This is a genomic window from Baekduia sp. (assembly GCF_035318805.1).
GTDB lineage: Bacteria > Actinomycetota > Thermoleophilia > Solirubrobacterales > Solirubrobacteraceae > Baekduia.
On the sequence record NZ_DATHDY010000016.1, the window covers coordinates 64,524 to 80,175 of the forward strand.

Here is a 15,652-nt window from a genome sequence, read left to right on the forward strand (position 1 = left end):
TGACCCCGGTGTCCGATCCCGTCTCCCCGAACATCCGCCGCCTGACCTACGCCGACTTGCCGCAGGTCATCGCGATCGAGCGCCGGGCGTTCCCGACGCCCTGGTCGCTGGCGATGTTCGTCCTGGAGCTGTCGAAGCCCTCGGGCGTCTGCCTGGCCGCCGACGGGCCCGACGGCATCCTGGGCTACTGCGTGTGCTCCCGGTACGACACGGTCTGGCACATCATGAACGTGTCGGTCGACCCTGGCCACCGCCGCGAGGGCATCGCCAGCGCGCTGCTGGCCGCGCTGATCGACCGCGTCGGGGAGGCCGACCCGCGCTTCACGCTCGAGGTCCGGACCTCGAACGCCGGCGCGATCGCGCTGTACGAGCGCCACGGCTTCCGCGCCGCCGGCCTGCGCCGCCGCTATTACCAGGACAATGGCGAGGACGCGGTGATCATGTGGCGCACGCCGGCGACGCTCCGCGGCCGCCTGGACGATGTCCCCAACGCCGTCGATCCGCTCAGGCGGGTCGTGTGAGCGCCGTTCCCGGGCTCATCCTCGCGGTCGAGACCTCGTGCGACGACACCTGTGCGGCCGTCGTGACCGGCGACGGCGAGATCCGCGCCAACGTCATCTCCTCCCAAGGCGTGCACGACCGCTACGGCGGCGTCGTGCCCGAGGTCGCCTCGCGCCATCACCTGGAGCTGGCCACGCCGGTCGTCGACGACGCCCTGGCCCGCGCGGGCGCGACGCTGGACGACATCGACCTCGTCGCGGTCACCGCCGGCCCGGGCCTCGTCGGCGCGCTGCTGGTCGGCGTGGCGACCGCCAAGGGCATCGCCGCGGCGCGCGGCCTGCCGCTGGCGCCCGTCGACCACCTCCAGGGCCACGTGGCCGCGAACTTCCTGAAGGACCCGCAGGGCGGCGCGCCGCTGGAGCCGCCGTTCCTGTGCCTGATCGCCAGCGGCGGCCACACGTTCCTGGCGCGCGTGGACGAGCACGACTCCTTCGACGTCCTCGGCGCCACGCTGGACGACGCGGCCGGCGAGGCCATCGACAAGGGCGCCCGCCTGCTCGGCCTGCCGTTCCCGGGCGGTCCACACCTGGAGCGCCTCGCGGCCGGCGGCGATCCCGGCGCGTTCGCGTTCCCGACCTCCAAGAACGTCACGGGCCTGGACTTCTCGTTCGCCGGGCTGAAGACGGCGCTGCTCTACAAGGTGCGCGACCTGGGGGAGGAGGCCGCCACCGAGCGCCGTGCCGACCTCGCGGCCGCCTACCAGCACGCGATCGTCGAGCAGATCGCCCGGCGCGTGCAGCGCGCGCTGGACCAGACCGGCCTGGACCAGCTCGCCATCGGCGGCGGCGTGGCGGCCAACGGCCCGCTGCGCGAGCGCCTCTCCGCGCTCGCGCCGACCGTCAAGATCCCGCCGCGCGAGCTCTGCACCGACAACGCCGCGATGATCGCCAGCGCCGCCCGCTGGGTGGCGCCCGTCGCGTTCCCGGACTACCTCGGCCTCGAGGTGCACGCGACAGGTCAGCGGGCGCTGTGAACCGATGGCGTCGAGCCCCTGTCGTGGCCGCGACAGGTCAGCGGGCGCTGTAACCGCTAGAAGATCGCCGGCACCGGGTTCGCCGGCGCCGCGCCACGCGGCAGCGACAGGCGCGGCAGCTGACCCTCGGCCCACATCGACGCCAGCGCGATGCGCGGCAGCTGCGCCGGGCCCTCGAAGAGCAGGTAGCGGGGCTGCCAGCGCGGGGCGAACTTCTCGTTGAACCTCAGCAGCCGCTCCACCTGGAAGTACCGGTCGGCGCGGCGCAGCACGACGGCCAGCGCGCGCTCGGCGACGTTGGCCGGGTCGCGCAGCAAGCGGCCGTAGGCGGCGAAGTTGAGGGAGAACTCGGTCACGCCGCGCTCGGCGAGCAGCCGCGCCGCCTCGACGACGAGGAACTCGGTGAGCCCGTTCGGCGTGTCGCGCTCTCGGCGCATGAACCCCAGCGAGGTGGCGGTGCGGCCGAACACCGGGACGAAGTGCAGGAACCCGCGGACGGTGCCGTCGCCGTCGCGCCCGAGGAGCACCATGGCGTCGGGCAGCAGCTCGTCGACGAGCGTGTCGTGCGCCATCGAGAACCCGCGCTCGGGCGTGCCGTCGCGCCAGGCGTCGCTGACGGCGTGCAGCTGGGCGACCGTCGGGGCGTCCAGCTCGGCGACCGTGCGCAGCTCGGCGGTGTAGCCGTTGCGCGCCACGCGGTTGACGGCCTTGCGCATGGTCTTGCGCGACCCGCCGGAGAGATCCATGGTCCCGGTGCTCAGCAGGGCCTCGTCGCCGAGGTAGAGCCGGCGGACGCCCGCCGCGCGCGCCGTCGCGGCGAACTGCTCGCTCGCGCCGACCGCCCCGAAGCCGAGGCCGTGGCGGTGCGCCCAGGCGATGGCCTCGTCGACCATGGCGGGCAGCGCGTCCGGCGGACCGGTCGGGTCGCCGGCCAGCAGCATCGAGCCGGCCTCGATCCGGTAGGCCACCATCGCCCGGCCGTCGGCCGACCAGAGCCGGTGCAGGTCGCAGCGCAGCTTGAAGGCGCTCAGCGTGTCCGTCCCGTGGCGGCGGACCAGCGCCGCGGCACGGCGGCGGTCGACGGCGCTCGCGAGGTTCACCGGACGCAGCGGCTCGAGGATCGTGGCCGCGATGGCGATCGCCGCGCCGACGCCGAGCACGCCGAGGCCGATCGGCAGCCAGCCGAACCCGCCGCGGAAGTCGGGGCCGGCGGTGACCGTCAGCAGCTGGATCGCGGCGCGCGGGATCGCGGCTCCCGTCAGCGGCACGACCGCGTGGCCCGCGGCCATCGCCACGGCCGCCACGGCGACGGCCAGCGGCCCGAGGACGAGGAGCGTCACGCGGGCCGCCAGGGCGGCTGACGCCGGGCGCTGATGGCCGACCCAGAACGCCGCCCGGCAGCGCCACAGCACGCCGGCCAGCGCCCAGCTGATGACCGCCTCCTCGATGTCGAGGCCCTTCAGGACGTTCAGCACGCCGACGCCGGCCAGCAGCGCGACCGCGCCGTGCAGGGCGCGGCGGCGGCGCTTGGCCAGCGGCCGGGCCGCGCCGACCAGCGCCATCCCCGTCGGCAGCGCGAGCGCATGCGCGAGCCGCACCTCGCCGACGGGCACCGTCGCCACGAGGTCGCGCAGGCGCAGGGGCAGCTCCTCGGTGAGCGCCGACAGCACGTTCAGCGCGCCCACGGCGGCGGTCGCCAGCCCGGCGATCATCGGCACCCGGCCGCGCGCGGGCGGGACGTGCAGCCGGGGACCGGGCGGACGGCGCCGCTCGATGCGGAGCAGCCCGGGCAGGCGGGGTGACGGGAACATGGGATCCGCGCTCCACGGTAGAGCCGCGACATGAACGCGTCCTGTATGCCGCCGGCGTTCGCGACAATGGACGTGTGCCCCGGCAGCGCCTCACGCAGGGTCTCGGCGCCGCGTCGGCGGTGGCGTGGCTGGCGGCCGTGGCGGCGCTGGCGCTCGCGCGCGCGACGGCGGGGTGGCCCGCCGCGCACGAGCTCGCCGCCTCTCCCGACGCGCTGGAGCGCGGTCGCCTGTGGCTGCTGGGCACCAGCGCCCTGGTCGTCCAGGGCCCGCCGGTGCTCCAGATCGCCGGGACCGCCGGGCTGATCTGGGTCGTGGTGCATCGCTTCGGCGCGGCCACGTTCTGGGCGACGGCGGTCGCCGGGCACGTGGGCGGCACGCTGGCGGTCTACGCCGGGATCGGGCTCATCTGGCTCGTCGACGCCCAGGCGGTGCGCCACGTCACCGACGCGTCGGACTACGGCATCTCTGCGGTGTGGGCCGCGTGCATCGGCGTGGTCTCCGTCGCCGGCGCGGCCGGCGCCCTGCCGCGCGCCCGGCTGGCCGCCAGCCTCGGCGCCGGGTGCCTGCTGGCGTTCCTCGTGCTGCTGCCCGCCGACGGCGAGCTGTCGGACGTCGAGCATCTCGTCGCCTTCCTGGCCGGCGCGGCATTGGCCGCCCGCGCCCTGCATCATGAGCGCCGTGGCGACGCTGACCCTCTACGGCCGCCCCGGCTGCCATCTCTGCGACGACGCCCGCGCGCAGCTGCTCGCGCTGCGCGCTGAGCTGTGCTTCGAGCTCGTCGAGCGCGACATCGAGGCCGACGACGAGCTGCACCGCCGGTACCTGGAGCGCATCCCCGTCGTGGCGCTCGACGGTGAGGAGCTCTTCGACTTCTTCGTGGACGCGGCCGTGTTGCGGGACCGCCTCGGTAGAGTTGGCCCTGGATGAGCCTCAGCGATCTGGCCAACCACCGCGGCACGGAGCCCCCCAACGGCGCGGCTCCGGAGCCGGGCATGCCCGAGCGGCTCTCGCTCGGCGTCGCCGCCCGGCTGGCCCGCTACCTCCAGGTGCTGACCAAGGCGAAGAAGGAGGGCAAGGAGACGATCTCCTCCCAGGAGCTCTCCGCCTTCACCCAGGTCAACTCCACGCAGATCCGCCGCGACCTGTCCGGCTTCGGCAAGTTCGGCAAGCGCGGGGTCGGCTACAACGTCGACGGCCTGGTCTCCCAGATCCGCAAGATCCTGCGGACCGCCGGCCAGCACAACATCGCCCTGTTCGGGGCGGGGCACCTCGGCCGCGCCATCGCCTCGTCCGACGTCTTCGCCGACCACGGCTTCCGCGTCGTCGCGATCTTCGACAGCGATGCCGAGAAGATCGGGACCCACGTCGGCGCGCTCGAGATCCGCGACGCCGCGAACCTCAAGCAGATCATCGAGGACGAGGACATCGTCGTCGGCGTCCTCGCGGTGCCCAGCGCGGCGGCCCAGGGCCTGGCCGAGCAGCTCGTCAAGGCCGGCGTGAAGATCATCTTCAACTACTCCGAGGCGCTCGTGCGCGTACCGCCCGAGGTGACCGTGCACACCTCCAGCCCCGCGGTCGACCTCCTGTACGCGCTGTACTTCTACCTCACCTAGGCGCCCGGGAGATGAGCCTCGACACCGATCGTGCCGCGGAGGCCTTCGCGGCATCGACCGACTGGACGGTCGGCCTGGAGGAGGAGTTCGCGATCCTCGATCCGGACACCCTCGACCTGGTCCCGCGCTTCGAGGAGCTGCGCGATGTCGCCGCGGCCACCGACCCGGCGCTGTCTCACTCCATCGCCGGCGAGCTGATCTCCAGCGAGATCGAGATCCGCTCCGGGCGGGGAGAGGACGTCCACGACGCCCAGGCGCGCCAGCGGGACTTCCGGCGCCGCCTCTTCGACCTCGCGGCCCGCCGCGGGTTGGTGCTCGGCTCGACCGGCACGCACCCGTGGGCCGACTACCGCGAGCAGCCCAACATCGACACCGAGCACTACCGGCGCGTCGTCGAGGGCCTGCAGTACGTCGCGCGCCGCAACAACACGTTCTCGCTGCACGTCCACGTCGGCGTCCAGGGCGCCGAGCGGGCGATCGCGGTCTGCGATCGGCTGCGACCGGTCCTGCCGACGCTGCTGGCGATCAGCGCCAACTCGCCCTACCTCGACGCCCGCGACTCCGGGCTGCACTCCGCCCGCACGCAGTCGTTCACCAAGTCGTTTCCGCGCTGCGGCATCCCCGACGCGTTCGGCGACTGGCAGACCTACGCGCAATACATCGACTTCCTGACCCGCACACGCTCGATCGTGGAGTACACGCAGGTCTGGTGGTCGGTGCGCCCGCACTTCTCGTTCGGCACCGTCGAGGTCCGCATCGCCGACGCGCAGGGCACGGCGACCGAGAGCGACGCGCTCGCGCAGCTCGTCGTGGCCTCCGTCGCCCAGGCCGCCCGCGACGAGGACGAGGGCCGCCCACGCGTCGATCTCCCGGGCCGTGTGCTTGAGGAGAACCTCTGGCGCGCTATTCGCTACGGCATGGACGGGCCGCTCATCGACTTCGCCACCATGGCGGAGCAGCCTGCGGCCGCCGCGCTGGCGGGCCTGCTCACCTGGACGGCACCGATGCGCTCCGAGCTCGGGATCGAGCCCGCGCTGCCCGCCCTCAACGGCGCGCAGCGCCAGCGCCGGGCGATCGCGTCCGGTGCACCGATCGAGGAGGTCTACGCGGCCTCCGTGCAGGACACCCGGCACACCTACGCCCAGGAGGTTCCCGCCTCATGATCATGTACCACAACCAACTTCCCATGAGGTTCCCGACATGACCGACCAGCCTCAGCAGCCGCAGATGTCCGAAGACGAGATGCGCGCGGCCTACGAGCAGCAGCTCGAGGAGCAGCTGCGCACCCTGCGCGTCGAAGACGTCATCGTGCAGACCATCGTGACGCTCGTGAACCTGGGCGGCCGCCGTGCCGGCCTGGCTCCGGGCACCGAGTCCGAGCGCGACCCGCAGCAGCTGCGGCTCGCGATCGATGGCGCCCGGGCCCTGCTCGGCCTCATCGAGTCCGAGCTCGGCCCCGACGGCGCGGCGATCCGCGATGCGCTCTCCCAGCTCCAGCTCGCCTACGCGCAGCTGGCGGGCGGCGCGCCGGAGGGTGGCGGCGACAGCGGCTCGGGCGGCGCCCCGGCGGGCGGCCAGCCGCCGCAGCCCGGCCCCGGCCAGGGACAGCAGCCTCCCAGCAGGATCTGGGTCCCCGGCCAGTAGTGCCGGCGGTCTGACCAGACCGCACTTCGCAACGAACCGCACGCGTTCCGACTGTCGCGCTGAATAGGATGGCGCCGCTGTCCTAGGGCCGGCGTCGTCGTAGCGCCTCTAGGCCCGAGCGCCGTCGTCCCGCGCCCTTCGCGAGACGGCGGCGTCACAACCAAGACCTGGAGGAACTGCGTGAGTGACTTCCTGACCGACCACGGGGTGATCGTGGCGCTGGTATGCGCCGGACTGGCGGTGGCCTATGGCCTGCTGACCACCCGGCAGCTGCTGGCGCTCTCGCCAGGCAACGCCGAGATGCAGCGCATCTCGGGCGCCGTGCAAGAGGGCGCCAAGGCGTACCTGAACCGCCAGTACACGACCATCGCCATCGCCGGCGTCGTGCTCGCCATCGTGCTGATCTTCGTGCAGGACGGCTACGTCGCCGCCGGCTTCGTGATCGGCGGCGTTCTGTCGGGCGCCACCGGCTACATCGGCATGAACGTCTCGGTCCGCGCGAACGCGCGGGTCGCCGAGGCGGCGCGCGGCGGGGTCTCGCCGGGCCTGGAGGTCGCCTTCCGCGGCGGCGCCATCACGGGCATGCTGGTCGTCGGCCTCGCCCTGCTGGGCGTGGCGGGCTACTACGGCCTGCTGACGGCGGCGTTCGACCGCACCCAGAAGGAGGCCGTGGACGCGCTCATCGGCCTGAGCTTCGGCGGCTCCCTGATCTCGGTCTTCGCCCGGCTGGGCGGCGGCATCTTCACCAAGGCGGCCGACGTGGGCGCCGACCTCGTCGGCAAGGTCGAGGCCGGCATCCCCGAGGACGACCCGCGCAACCCGGCGACGATCGCCGACAACGTGGGCGACAACGTCGGCGACTGCGCCGGCATGGCGGCCGACCTGTTCGAGACCTACGCGGTCACGGCCGTGGCGGTCATGCTGCTCGGCGTCCTGACCTTCACGGGCACCGACGCCACGGCGGCGGCGCTCTACCCGCTGGTGCTCGGCGCGGTCGCGATCGTGGCCTCGATCATCGGCACGTTCTTCGTGCGGACCAGCACCGACAACGTCGAGGGCGCGCTCTACAAGGGCCTCATCGCGTCCGGCGTGATCGCGGCGATCCTGTTCTACCCGGTCACCAAGTGGCTGATGGACGGCACGTCGTACGCCGGCCGCGCCGCGGGAGACACGCCCGGGGTCGGCAAGCTCTACCTCTGCGCGCTGATCGGCATCGGCGTCACGGCGCTGCTGTTCGTCATCACCGACTACTACACCTCGACCCGCTTCGGACCGGTCAAGAAGACCGCCGCGGCGTCGCAGACCGGCCACGCGACGAACATCATCTCGGGCCTCGCGCAGGGCTTCCAGGCCACCGCGCTGCCCGCGATCGTCCTCGTGCTCGGCATCCTCGGCGCGTGGAAGCTGGGTGGCGGCGGGACCGTGGGCATCTACGGCATCGGCGTGGCCGTGATGGGTCAGCTGTCGCTGACGGGCCTCATCGTCGCGCTCGATGCGTTCGGGCCGATCACCGACAACGCCGGCGGCATCGCCGAGATGGCGAACCTCCCGGAGGAGGTCCGGACGATCACCGACAAGCTCGACGCGGTCGGCAACACGACCAAGGCGGTCACCAAGGGCTACGCGATCGGCTCCGCCGTGCTGGCGGCGGTCGTGCTGTTCGCCGGCTTCCGGTTCGAGCTCGCCGACGCGGGGGTCAGCGCGTCGACGCGGATCTTCGACGTCGGCTATCCGCCGGTGCTCATCGGCCTGCTGCTCGGCGGCATGATGGTCTGCCTGTTCGCCGCCCTGTCGATGGAGGCCGTCGGCCGCGCCGGCGGCGAGGTCGTCGAGGAGGTCCGCCGGCAGTTCCGCGAGAAGCCGGGGATCATGGAGGGGACCGAGCAGCCCGACTACGCGCGGTGCGTCGACCTGGTCACCAAGGCCGCCCAGCGGGAGATGATCCTGCCGGCGCTGCTGCCGATCCTGCTGACGTTCGTCGTCGGCGTCATCGACGTCCAGGCGCTCGGTGGCCTGCTCATCGGCGTGATCGTCGTCGGGTTCTTCTTCGCCGTCCTGATGACCGCCGGTGGCGGGGCCTGGGACAACGCCAAGAAGCTCATCGAGGACGGCGCGTTCGGCGGCAAGGGCTCCGACGCCCACGCCGCCTCGGTCACGGGCGACACGGTCGGCGACCCGTTCAAGGACACCTCGGGTCCGGCCATCAACCCCATGATCAAGGTTGCCAACATCGTGGCGATCCTGATCATCCCGATCATCACCTAGGCGTTCGCACGGTCGAGAGGTGGCGGGCTGCCGCCTCTCGACCGCCGGGCTGCCTACACTGCGGCTCGCTCAATGGCCGAACGTCGCCTTCATGGCCTGCAGCGCGTCCTCGGGGTCAACGCGCTCTTCTCGACCGCCTACGGCAACGTGGGGTCGTCGATCTATTACGCGCTGGGCCTCGTCGCCAGCTTCGCGCTGGGGCTCACGCCGGTGGTGTTCGTCATCACCGGCTTCATCTTCTACCTGACGGCCGCCACCTACGCCGAGGCCACGGCGATGTATCCCGAGGCGGGCGGCTCGTCGTCGTTCGCGCGCCACGCCTTCAACGAGTTCTGGTCGTTCTTCGCGGCGTGGGCGCAGATGCTCAACTACACGATCACGATCGCCATCTCGGCGTTCTTCGTGCCGCACTACGTCGGCGGCCTGTTCTGGGACGAGCTGCGCCACGGCCCCGGCGACATCGTGTTCGCGATCGGGCTGATCGGCCTGCTGTCGGTCGTCAACGTGCGCGGGGTCAAGGAGTCGGCGGGCGTCAACGTCGGCCTCGCGCTGGTCGACTTCATGACGCAGCTGCTGCTGGTCGCCGTCGGGTTCGTGCTCGTCTTCTCGCCGTCGACGCTGATCGACAACGTCCAATGGGGGATCGCTCCGACGTGGAAGGACTTCTTCATCGCGATCCCGGTGGGCATGATCGCCTACACGGGCATCGAGACGATCTCGAACATGGCCGAGGAGGCCAAGGACGAGGAGAAGACGATCCCGGCGGCGATCAACCGCGTCGTGATCGCCGTGTTCGCGATCTACTCGCTGCTGCCGATGGTCGCCCTGTCGGCGCTGCCGGTGTTCAAGAACGCCGAGGGCGACTACGTCACGCAGCTCGGCCTGCCCGAGGACCAGGGCGGCTTCGCCGGCGACCCGGTCCTGGGCGTCGTCAAGCACTTCGACCTCGGCTTCCTGCAGGCGCCGGCCGAGCTCTACGTCGGCGTGCTCGCCGCGACGATCCTGATCATCGCCTCCAACGCGGGGATCATCGGCGTCTCGCGGCTCGTCTACTCGATGGGGATCCACCGTCAGGTGCCCGACCGGATGCGCCAGCTGCATCCCAAGTACGGCACGCCCTACATCGGGATCGCGATCTTCGGCGTGATCGCCTGCCTCGCCGTCATCCCGGGCAAGGCCGCGTTCCTGGGCAACATGTACGCCTTTGGCGCGATGCTGTCGTTCACGATCGCCCATCTCGCGGTGATCCGGCTGCGCCTGGCCAGGCCCGACGCGCGGCGGCCGTGGCGCGGACCCGGCAACATCCGGCTCTCGGGCGGGCGGTCGATCCCGCTCTTCGCGGTCTTCGGCGGCCTCGGCACCGGGCTGGCGTTCGTGGTGGTGACCGCGCTGCATCTCGACGTCGCGTTGGCGGGCATCAGCTGGCTGGCGCTGGGCTGCGTGATCTACCCGATCTACCGCAGGCGCCAGGGGCTGGACCTGACGACGACGACCAAGGTCGCGGTGCAGCGCCCGGTCGTCGAGCACGAGGCCGAGTACGAGTCGGTGCTCGTCGCGCTGGACGCGTCGCAGCCCTATCCCAAGGGGGCGATCGCCACGGCCGCCAAGGTCGCGGCGCGCCGCCGCCGGGGCATCCACGTGCTCGTCTACATCGCCGTGCCGCAGTCGGCTCCGATCGACGCCGACCTGCCCGAGGCCGAGCAGGCGGCCGAGAGCATCATCGAGCAGGCGCGCCTGCAGGGCGGCCGGCGCGTCACGGGGCACCTCGAGAAGGTGCGTCCGGGCCAGGCGGGCCGGATGATCGTGCAGGAGGCGCGCGAGCTGGAAGCGCGCGCGATCGTCGCGCCGCTGCCGCCGCGGACCGGCGGCTCGCTCTTCGGCAAGACGCTCGAGACGGTGCTGGCCGAGCGGCCGTGCCGCGTCATCATCCAGTCCGATCCGGCCAAGCCGCCGCCGTCCCGGACCGCCCCGGCGTCTGGCGTGGCCGGGTAGCCGCGTAGCCTGTGACCGACATGTCGACGCCCCGCAAGGTGCACCGGGGGACCACGCTCCTGCTGTCCTCGTTCATGGTCCTGCTCGGCCTGGCCATGATCGTCCGAACCCTGTTCGGCGGCGGTGGCGCGCTGGCGATCGGGCTGCTGCTCGGCGCGCTGTTCATCGCCGCCGGCGCGGGCCGGATCTACCTGGCGGTGCGCCCCGGCCGCGCTCGGAGGCCGTCCTAGGTGCTCGGCCGCGGCCTGGGCCAGCCGGCGCTCTTCGCGATCGTCTACATCTCGGTCGCCAGCTCGATCTACTTCTCGCTCGGCGTCGTCGCCGACCACGCGCTCGGCCTCACGCCGCTCGTCTTCCTCGTGGCCGGGCTGTTCTTCGCCCTGGCGGCGATGACCTACGTCGAGGGCGCCGCGCTGCACCCCGAGCGCGCGGGCTCCACGGTCTTCGCCCGCTACGGCTTCAACGAGCTCGTCAGCTTCATCGCCGGCTGGGCGATCCTGCTCGACTACATCATCCTGGTCGCGGTCACCGCGTTCTCGGCGACGAACTACCTCGCGGCGTTCTGGGGCGACCTCGGCCACGGCGGGACCGAGGTGATCCTCGCTCTCGCGATCATCCTCTACGTCGCGGCCCGCAACATCCGCGGCTTCTCCAAGACGCGCGTCAACCGCATCAGCGCCCTGGTCATCGCCGACATCGGGCTGCAGCTGCTGCTGATCGTCGTCGGGCTGGCGACGTTCTTCAACCTCGACGTGCTGCTGGATCCGATCCACCTCGGGACCACTCCGGGGTGGGACGACACGATCTTCGCGCTCGGCGTGGCGACGGTCGTCTTCACCGGGCTGGAGTCGGCCGCGGGCCTCTCGGGCGAGGTGCGGGCCACGCGGGCCCAGCTCAAGCGCCTGATCCTCAGCGCGACCGCGGTGGTGATGGTCGTCTACGTCGGGATCGCGCTCGTCGCGATGACGGCGTTCCCGGTGACGGGCAACGCGACCGGGCTGAGCCGCTTGTACCTCGAGGCGCCGGTGCTCGGCATCGCCGAGGCCTTCGACACCCAGTGGATCTCGGACGGCTTCAAGTACACGATCGCCGTCGCGGCGACCGCGACGCTGATCGCGGCCGCCAACTCGGCGATGCTCGGCCTCTCGCGGCTGGCGTACTCGCTGTCGCGCAACCGCCAGATCCCCAGCGCCCTGGGGCGCCTGCACCCGACGCGCTCGACGCCGTTCGTGCTGATCGGCATCGCGGCGGTGATCGCGGGCGCGCTCGTGGTGCCCGAGAACCTCGACTTCCTCGTCGGCATCTACGCGTTCGGCGCGCTGATCGGCCTGACGATCGCGCATCTGTCGATCATCGCGCTGCGCTACCGCGAGCCCGACCGCGAGCGCTTCTACAGCGTGCCGCTGTCGGTCCGCTTCCGTGGCGGGAGCCTGCCGCTGCCCGCGGTGCTCGGCGCGCTGCTGTCGACGGCGGCGTGGATCAGCGTCGTCATCACGCACTCCGGCGCCCGCTACGTCGGCTTCGGGTGGATGGCCTTCGGCCTGGTCACCTACGTCAGCTACCGCCGCACCCAGGGCAAGTCGCTGCTCAAGCGCGTCCAGGTGCCCGAGGCGGCGCTGAAGATGGAGCACGAGGAGCTGGAGTTCGGCTCGATCCTCGTGCCGCTGACCGGGACGCCGCTGGACGACGACATGATCCAGACGGCGGGCCGCCTCGCGGGTCAGGAGACCGACCCGGGGCTGGAGCACCCCGAGTCGACGATCGAGGCGCTGTGGATCTTCGAGGTGCCGATGGCGCTGCCGATCGACGCGCGCCTGCCCGACGCGCAGCTCGAGCATGCGCGGGCGTCGCTGCGGCGGGCCAAGGCGGTGGGGGAGGAGTACGACGGCGTCGAGGTCGCCACGGCGACGGTCCGCGCCCGCCGGGCCGGCGCGGCGATCGTCGAGGAGGCCAGGCGCCGCGGGGTGCAGGCGATCGTCCTCGCGGCCGAGGAGCCGACCCGGATCCGGGGCGGTGCGCTCATGGGCGGCCTGGCCGGCGCGCGCGACAACTTCGTGGGGGACGCTACGAAGTACGTGGTGTCCAAGGCGCCGTGCGAGGTCATCCTGACCGCGCCGCGCGCCAGCGACCAGCCGCCGTCCCCGGTCCGCGAGCCGGTCGTGCCGCCGAGCCCGCAGCCCGAGCCGAGCGATCAGTCGATCAGCGCCGCGCCGCCGCTGCGCGACAACTGAATGCCCGGTGGAAGGCGCCCGTCGCTGGGCGGGGCCGTCCATGGGTATTGTGCTCAAGCGTGTTCATCCTGATCGTCGGCGCTGGTCGCGTCGGCTCCTCCGTCGCACGCTCCGCGCTGGCCGCTGGGCACACCGTGTCGGTCCTCGACGAGGACCCGCTCAGCCACGAGCGCCTCGAGGTCGGGCTCGACCGGACGTGGGAGGAGGCCGGCGGCCGCTTCACGGTCGGCCACGGCATGGAGGTCGACGCGCTGACGGAGGCCGGGATCCTCGAGGCGGACGTGTTCATCGCGTCCACCGACGGCGACAACACCAACCTGACGATCTCGCAGATCGCCCAAAAGCACTACGAAGTCGAGAAGGTCATCGTGCGCGTGATGGATCCCGCACGAGCGGCCTGGTACCGCGAGCAGGGGCTGCACACCATCTGTCCCACCCAGCACGCGATCGAGATGTTCACCTCGGCCCTCGGCGCCATCGCCTGAGCCGAGACGGAGGAGCCTGAACGTGTACGTCATCATCGCCGGCGGGGGCAAGGTGGGCTGGAACCTGGCCCGCGAGCTCATCGCCAAGGGCAACGAGGTCACCCTCATCGAGAACCGCCGCACGCGGTACCTCACGATCGAGCAGGAGCTCGAGCACGCCATCCAGTACGGCGACGCCACCGAGCTGTGGGTCCTGGAACGCGCCGGCATCCAGCGCGCGGACCTGACGATCGCGGTCACCGGCGACGACGAGGACAACCTCCTCATCTGCCAGATGGCCAAGGAGAAGTACCTCTGCGAGCGGATCATCGCCCGCGTCAACAACCCCCGCAACCGCTCCTGGTTCGAGCTCCTCGGGATCCAGCCGGCGGTCAGCGCGACCGACCTGATCCTGCGGCTGATCGAGCACGAGGTGCCGAGCTACGGCCTGGTCCACCTGCTCGATCTCCGTGACGAGCAGCTGGAGATCATCGAGGTCGAGGTGGGCCCGGAGTCGCGCGCGGCCAACACCGCCGTCCAGGACATGGACCTGCCCGAGGGCGCGCTGATCATCTCGCTGCTGCGCGACGGGCGCGGCTTCGTCCCCAAGGCCGATACCGTCATCGAGCCCGGCGACGAGGTCCTCCTCGTCCTCGACCCGGGCCTGGAAGACGCGATCACCGCGCAGTTCTCGCCCGGCACCCGCGACGCGGCGTAGGCCCGGACCGGCCTCTATACTTCTGCGCCGCAGCACCGCCCTTGCGGGATGGTGTAATCGGCAACACGCCTCGCTCTGGACGAGGTATTCTAGGTTCGAGTCCTAGTCCCGCAGCTCCGAAAGCTCCTGGAAACGGGGGCTTTCTGCGTTGGTGGGTGAGCGGTGCGGGACAGTGTGCGGGACAGTCGGCCGAGTTACGTCACCTACCGCCAGTAGCGTCGGCGGCTCAATGGACTCCGAAAGCCTCAAGTGGACGTTGACGCTCAGCGGCGCGGCCGCCGAGCTCGTCGGGCTGGCATTAGTCGTCTGGGACGTACGAGATGCGAGACGGGCGGCACGTGACGCACTCAACGCATACGAGCCTGACCCAATGACATATCCGGTCAGCGCATCGTTCACCGCCCAGTACGACGTGCATGGTGTCCAACCCCCGCTAGCTGAGCGCGTCGAGAACCTTGAGCGACGGTTGGCCGACCAACACGCGGCGGCGCTGTCTCGGGTGAACACGCTTCGGGACGAACTGAGAGAGGAGGTTTTCACGCGCATGCGTGCTGTCCTCGAACAGGCGGACGAGCGGGAACGGCGCCTTCGGGGGTTCCTATCGGACCAGCTCGATTCCGGGATCGGCCGGCGCATCGCGGGAACCGTGCTGTTCATGCTCGGCGTCGGGCTATCGGCCGTCTCAAATCTCGTCTGAGTTTCACGCGATTAGTCGCCAAGTACCGACAGTCGAGCCCTCTGTGCCGGAACCTGTGCAACGGCGTCGGCGACCCCGTTCGACCGTGCGAACAGGAGCCGTATGTCATGGGAGCCGACATCGAGGTTGGGCCAGCGGCCCGTGGAGCGAGGACGCGAGGTCGTCGTCGTGGGATTCATCTGTGATCGACCGCGCTGGGCGGCCTAGGCTGGCGGCGCAGGTCTCGTTCCTCCATAGCTACAACGATCCACGGCTGAAGAAACCGCTGGCAGGAACGTATGTTCGCATGCAACGATCGGCCAATATTGCCGTTCGATATGCATCGCCGTTCAGGCTGGATATGCAGCGGTCGACAAGGTAGTTTGAGAAGCGCAACGTGAGGCAAGAACTGCGGCACAGACTGCAGCGCTAGGCTGGAGAGATATATGAACCGTGTGAGCGTCCCAGTCCCGGAAGAGATCAAGAAGCAGGTGGACAACTGCCCCACCGAGCTTGGACTGGACCCGAGTGCCTCCGAGGCACAACGCTACGCGCAGTTGGTTGACGCTGGAGTACGGGCGATGCGGGCGCAGGTCCGCAACGAGCGTCGGCGGGTGGCATACGCCGAGCACAATGAGAGCCAGGGCTACGTTGAGGCGCTTGAGACGGCCGACGATTGGGCCTTCCGCGAGGGCGGCTTCTGA

Annotated in this window: 16 protein-coding genes and 1 tRNA gene; 16 read left to right on the plus strand and 1 reads right to left on the minus strand. The window is 71.2% G+C overall.

The features are described 5' to 3' along the window. Positions 1 to 8 precede the first annotated feature (8 nt). Positions 9 to 521: a ribosomal protein S18-alanine N-acetyltransferase gene (gene rimI / locus VK501_RS03220; RefSeq protein WP_324334577.1), complete on the plus strand. Its 513-nt coding sequence runs from the start codon at positions 9 to 11 to the stop codon at positions 519 to 521. Further along, positions 518 to 1,534, plus strand: coding sequence for a tRNA (adenosine(37)-N6)-threonylcarbamoyltransferase complex transferase subunit TsaD (tsaD, locus tag VK501_RS03225; protein WP_324334579.1), 1,017 nt, complete (start codon positions 518 to 520; stop codon positions 1,532 to 1,534). The genes rimI and tsaD overlap by 4 nt, the downstream gene beginning before the upstream one ends. 56 nt (positions 1,535 to 1,590) lie before the next feature. On the opposite strand, the gene VK501_RS03230 is transcribed toward tsaD, so the two are convergent. Continuing rightward, positions 1,591 to 3,345, minus strand: coding sequence for a phosphatidylglycerol lysyltransferase domain-containing protein (locus tag VK501_RS03230; protein ID WP_324334581.1), 1,755 nt, complete (start codon positions 3,343 to 3,345; stop codon positions 1,591 to 1,593). 74 nt (positions 3,346 to 3,419) lie between these two features. On the opposite strand from VK501_RS03230, the gene VK501_RS03235 reads away from it, so the two are divergent. The 14 genes from VK501_RS03235 to VK501_RS03300 all read left to right on the plus strand — a co-directional run bounded on the left by VK501_RS03235 (position 3,420) and on the right by VK501_RS03300 (position 15,652). Next, a complete protein-coding gene (locus tag VK501_RS03235; RefSeq protein ID WP_324334583.1) occupies positions 3,420 to 4,106 on the plus strand; it encodes a hypothetical protein in 687 nt (228 codons plus the stop codon). Then, positions 4,015 to 4,272, plus strand: coding sequence for a glutaredoxin family protein (locus VK501_RS03240; RefSeq protein WP_414641038.1), 258 nt, complete (start codon positions 4,015 to 4,017; stop codon positions 4,270 to 4,272). The genes VK501_RS03235 and VK501_RS03240 overlap by 92 nt, the downstream gene beginning before the upstream one ends. Then, positions 4,269 to 4,958, plus strand: coding sequence for a redox-sensing transcriptional repressor Rex (locus VK501_RS03245; protein ID WP_324334587.1), 690 nt, complete (start codon positions 4,269 to 4,271; stop codon positions 4,956 to 4,958). The genes VK501_RS03240 and VK501_RS03245 overlap by 4 nt, the downstream gene beginning before the upstream one ends. An 11-nt stretch (positions 4,959 to 4,969) precedes the next feature. Continuing rightward, complete coding sequence (locus VK501_RS03250; RefSeq protein WP_324334588.1) at positions 4,970 to 6,121, plus strand: carboxylate-amine ligase; 1,152 nt, start codon at positions 4,970 to 4,972, stop codon at positions 6,119 to 6,121. Positions 6,122 to 6,158: 37 nt separating this feature from the next. Continuing rightward, complete coding sequence (locus VK501_RS03255; protein WP_324334591.1) at positions 6,159 to 6,602, plus strand: hypothetical protein; 444 nt, start codon at positions 6,159 to 6,161, stop codon at positions 6,600 to 6,602. Positions 6,603 to 6,794: 192 nt separating this feature from the next. Further along, the gene (locus VK501_RS03260; protein WP_349260968.1) at positions 6,795 to 8,867 is read left to right on the plus strand and encodes a sodium-translocating pyrophosphatase; all 2,073 of its coding nucleotides are present in this window, start codon (positions 6,795 to 6,797) and stop codon (positions 8,865 to 8,867) included. A gap of 72 nt (positions 8,868 to 8,939) precedes the next feature. Beyond that, positions 8,940 to 10,859, plus strand: coding sequence for an amino acid permease (locus VK501_RS03265; RefSeq protein WP_324334594.1), 1,920 nt, complete (start codon positions 8,940 to 8,942; stop codon positions 10,857 to 10,859). Between the two features lie 20 nt (positions 10,860 to 10,879). Further along, entirely contained in the window at positions 10,880 to 11,089 is a 210-nt protein-coding gene (locus tag VK501_RS03270) for a hypothetical protein (RefSeq protein ID WP_324334596.1), read from the plus strand. Continuing rightward, positions 11,090 to 13,090: an amino acid permease gene (locus tag VK501_RS03275; protein ID WP_324334598.1), complete on the plus strand. Its 2,001-nt coding sequence runs from the start codon at positions 11,090 to 11,092 to the stop codon at positions 13,088 to 13,090. Between the two features lie 59 nt (positions 13,091 to 13,149). Then, positions 13,150 to 13,575, plus strand: coding sequence for a TrkA family potassium uptake protein (locus tag VK501_RS03280; protein WP_324334600.1), 426 nt, complete (start codon positions 13,150 to 13,152; stop codon positions 13,573 to 13,575). A 22-nt stretch (positions 13,576 to 13,597) separates the two neighbouring features. Then, on the plus strand, positions 13,598 to 14,272 hold the full coding sequence (locus VK501_RS03285) for a potassium channel family protein (RefSeq protein WP_324334602.1): 675 nt from the start codon (positions 13,598 to 13,600) through the stop codon (positions 14,270 to 14,272). A 42-nt stretch (positions 14,273 to 14,314) separates the two neighbouring features. Then, positions 14,315 to 14,386 (plus strand) — tRNA-Gln (locus VK501_RS03290). Positions 14,387 to 14,501: 115 nt separating this feature from the next. Beyond that, positions 14,502 to 14,969 carry a hypothetical protein gene (locus tag VK501_RS03295; protein ID WP_324334604.1) on the plus strand — a complete coding sequence of 156 codons (468 nt, stop codon included), beginning with the start codon at positions 14,502 to 14,504 and terminating at the stop codon, positions 14,967 to 14,969. Positions 14,970 to 15,403: 434 nt separating this feature from the next. After that, positions 15,404 to 15,652, plus strand: coding sequence for a hypothetical protein (locus tag VK501_RS03300; protein ID WP_324334606.1), 249 nt, complete (start codon positions 15,404 to 15,406; stop codon positions 15,650 to 15,652).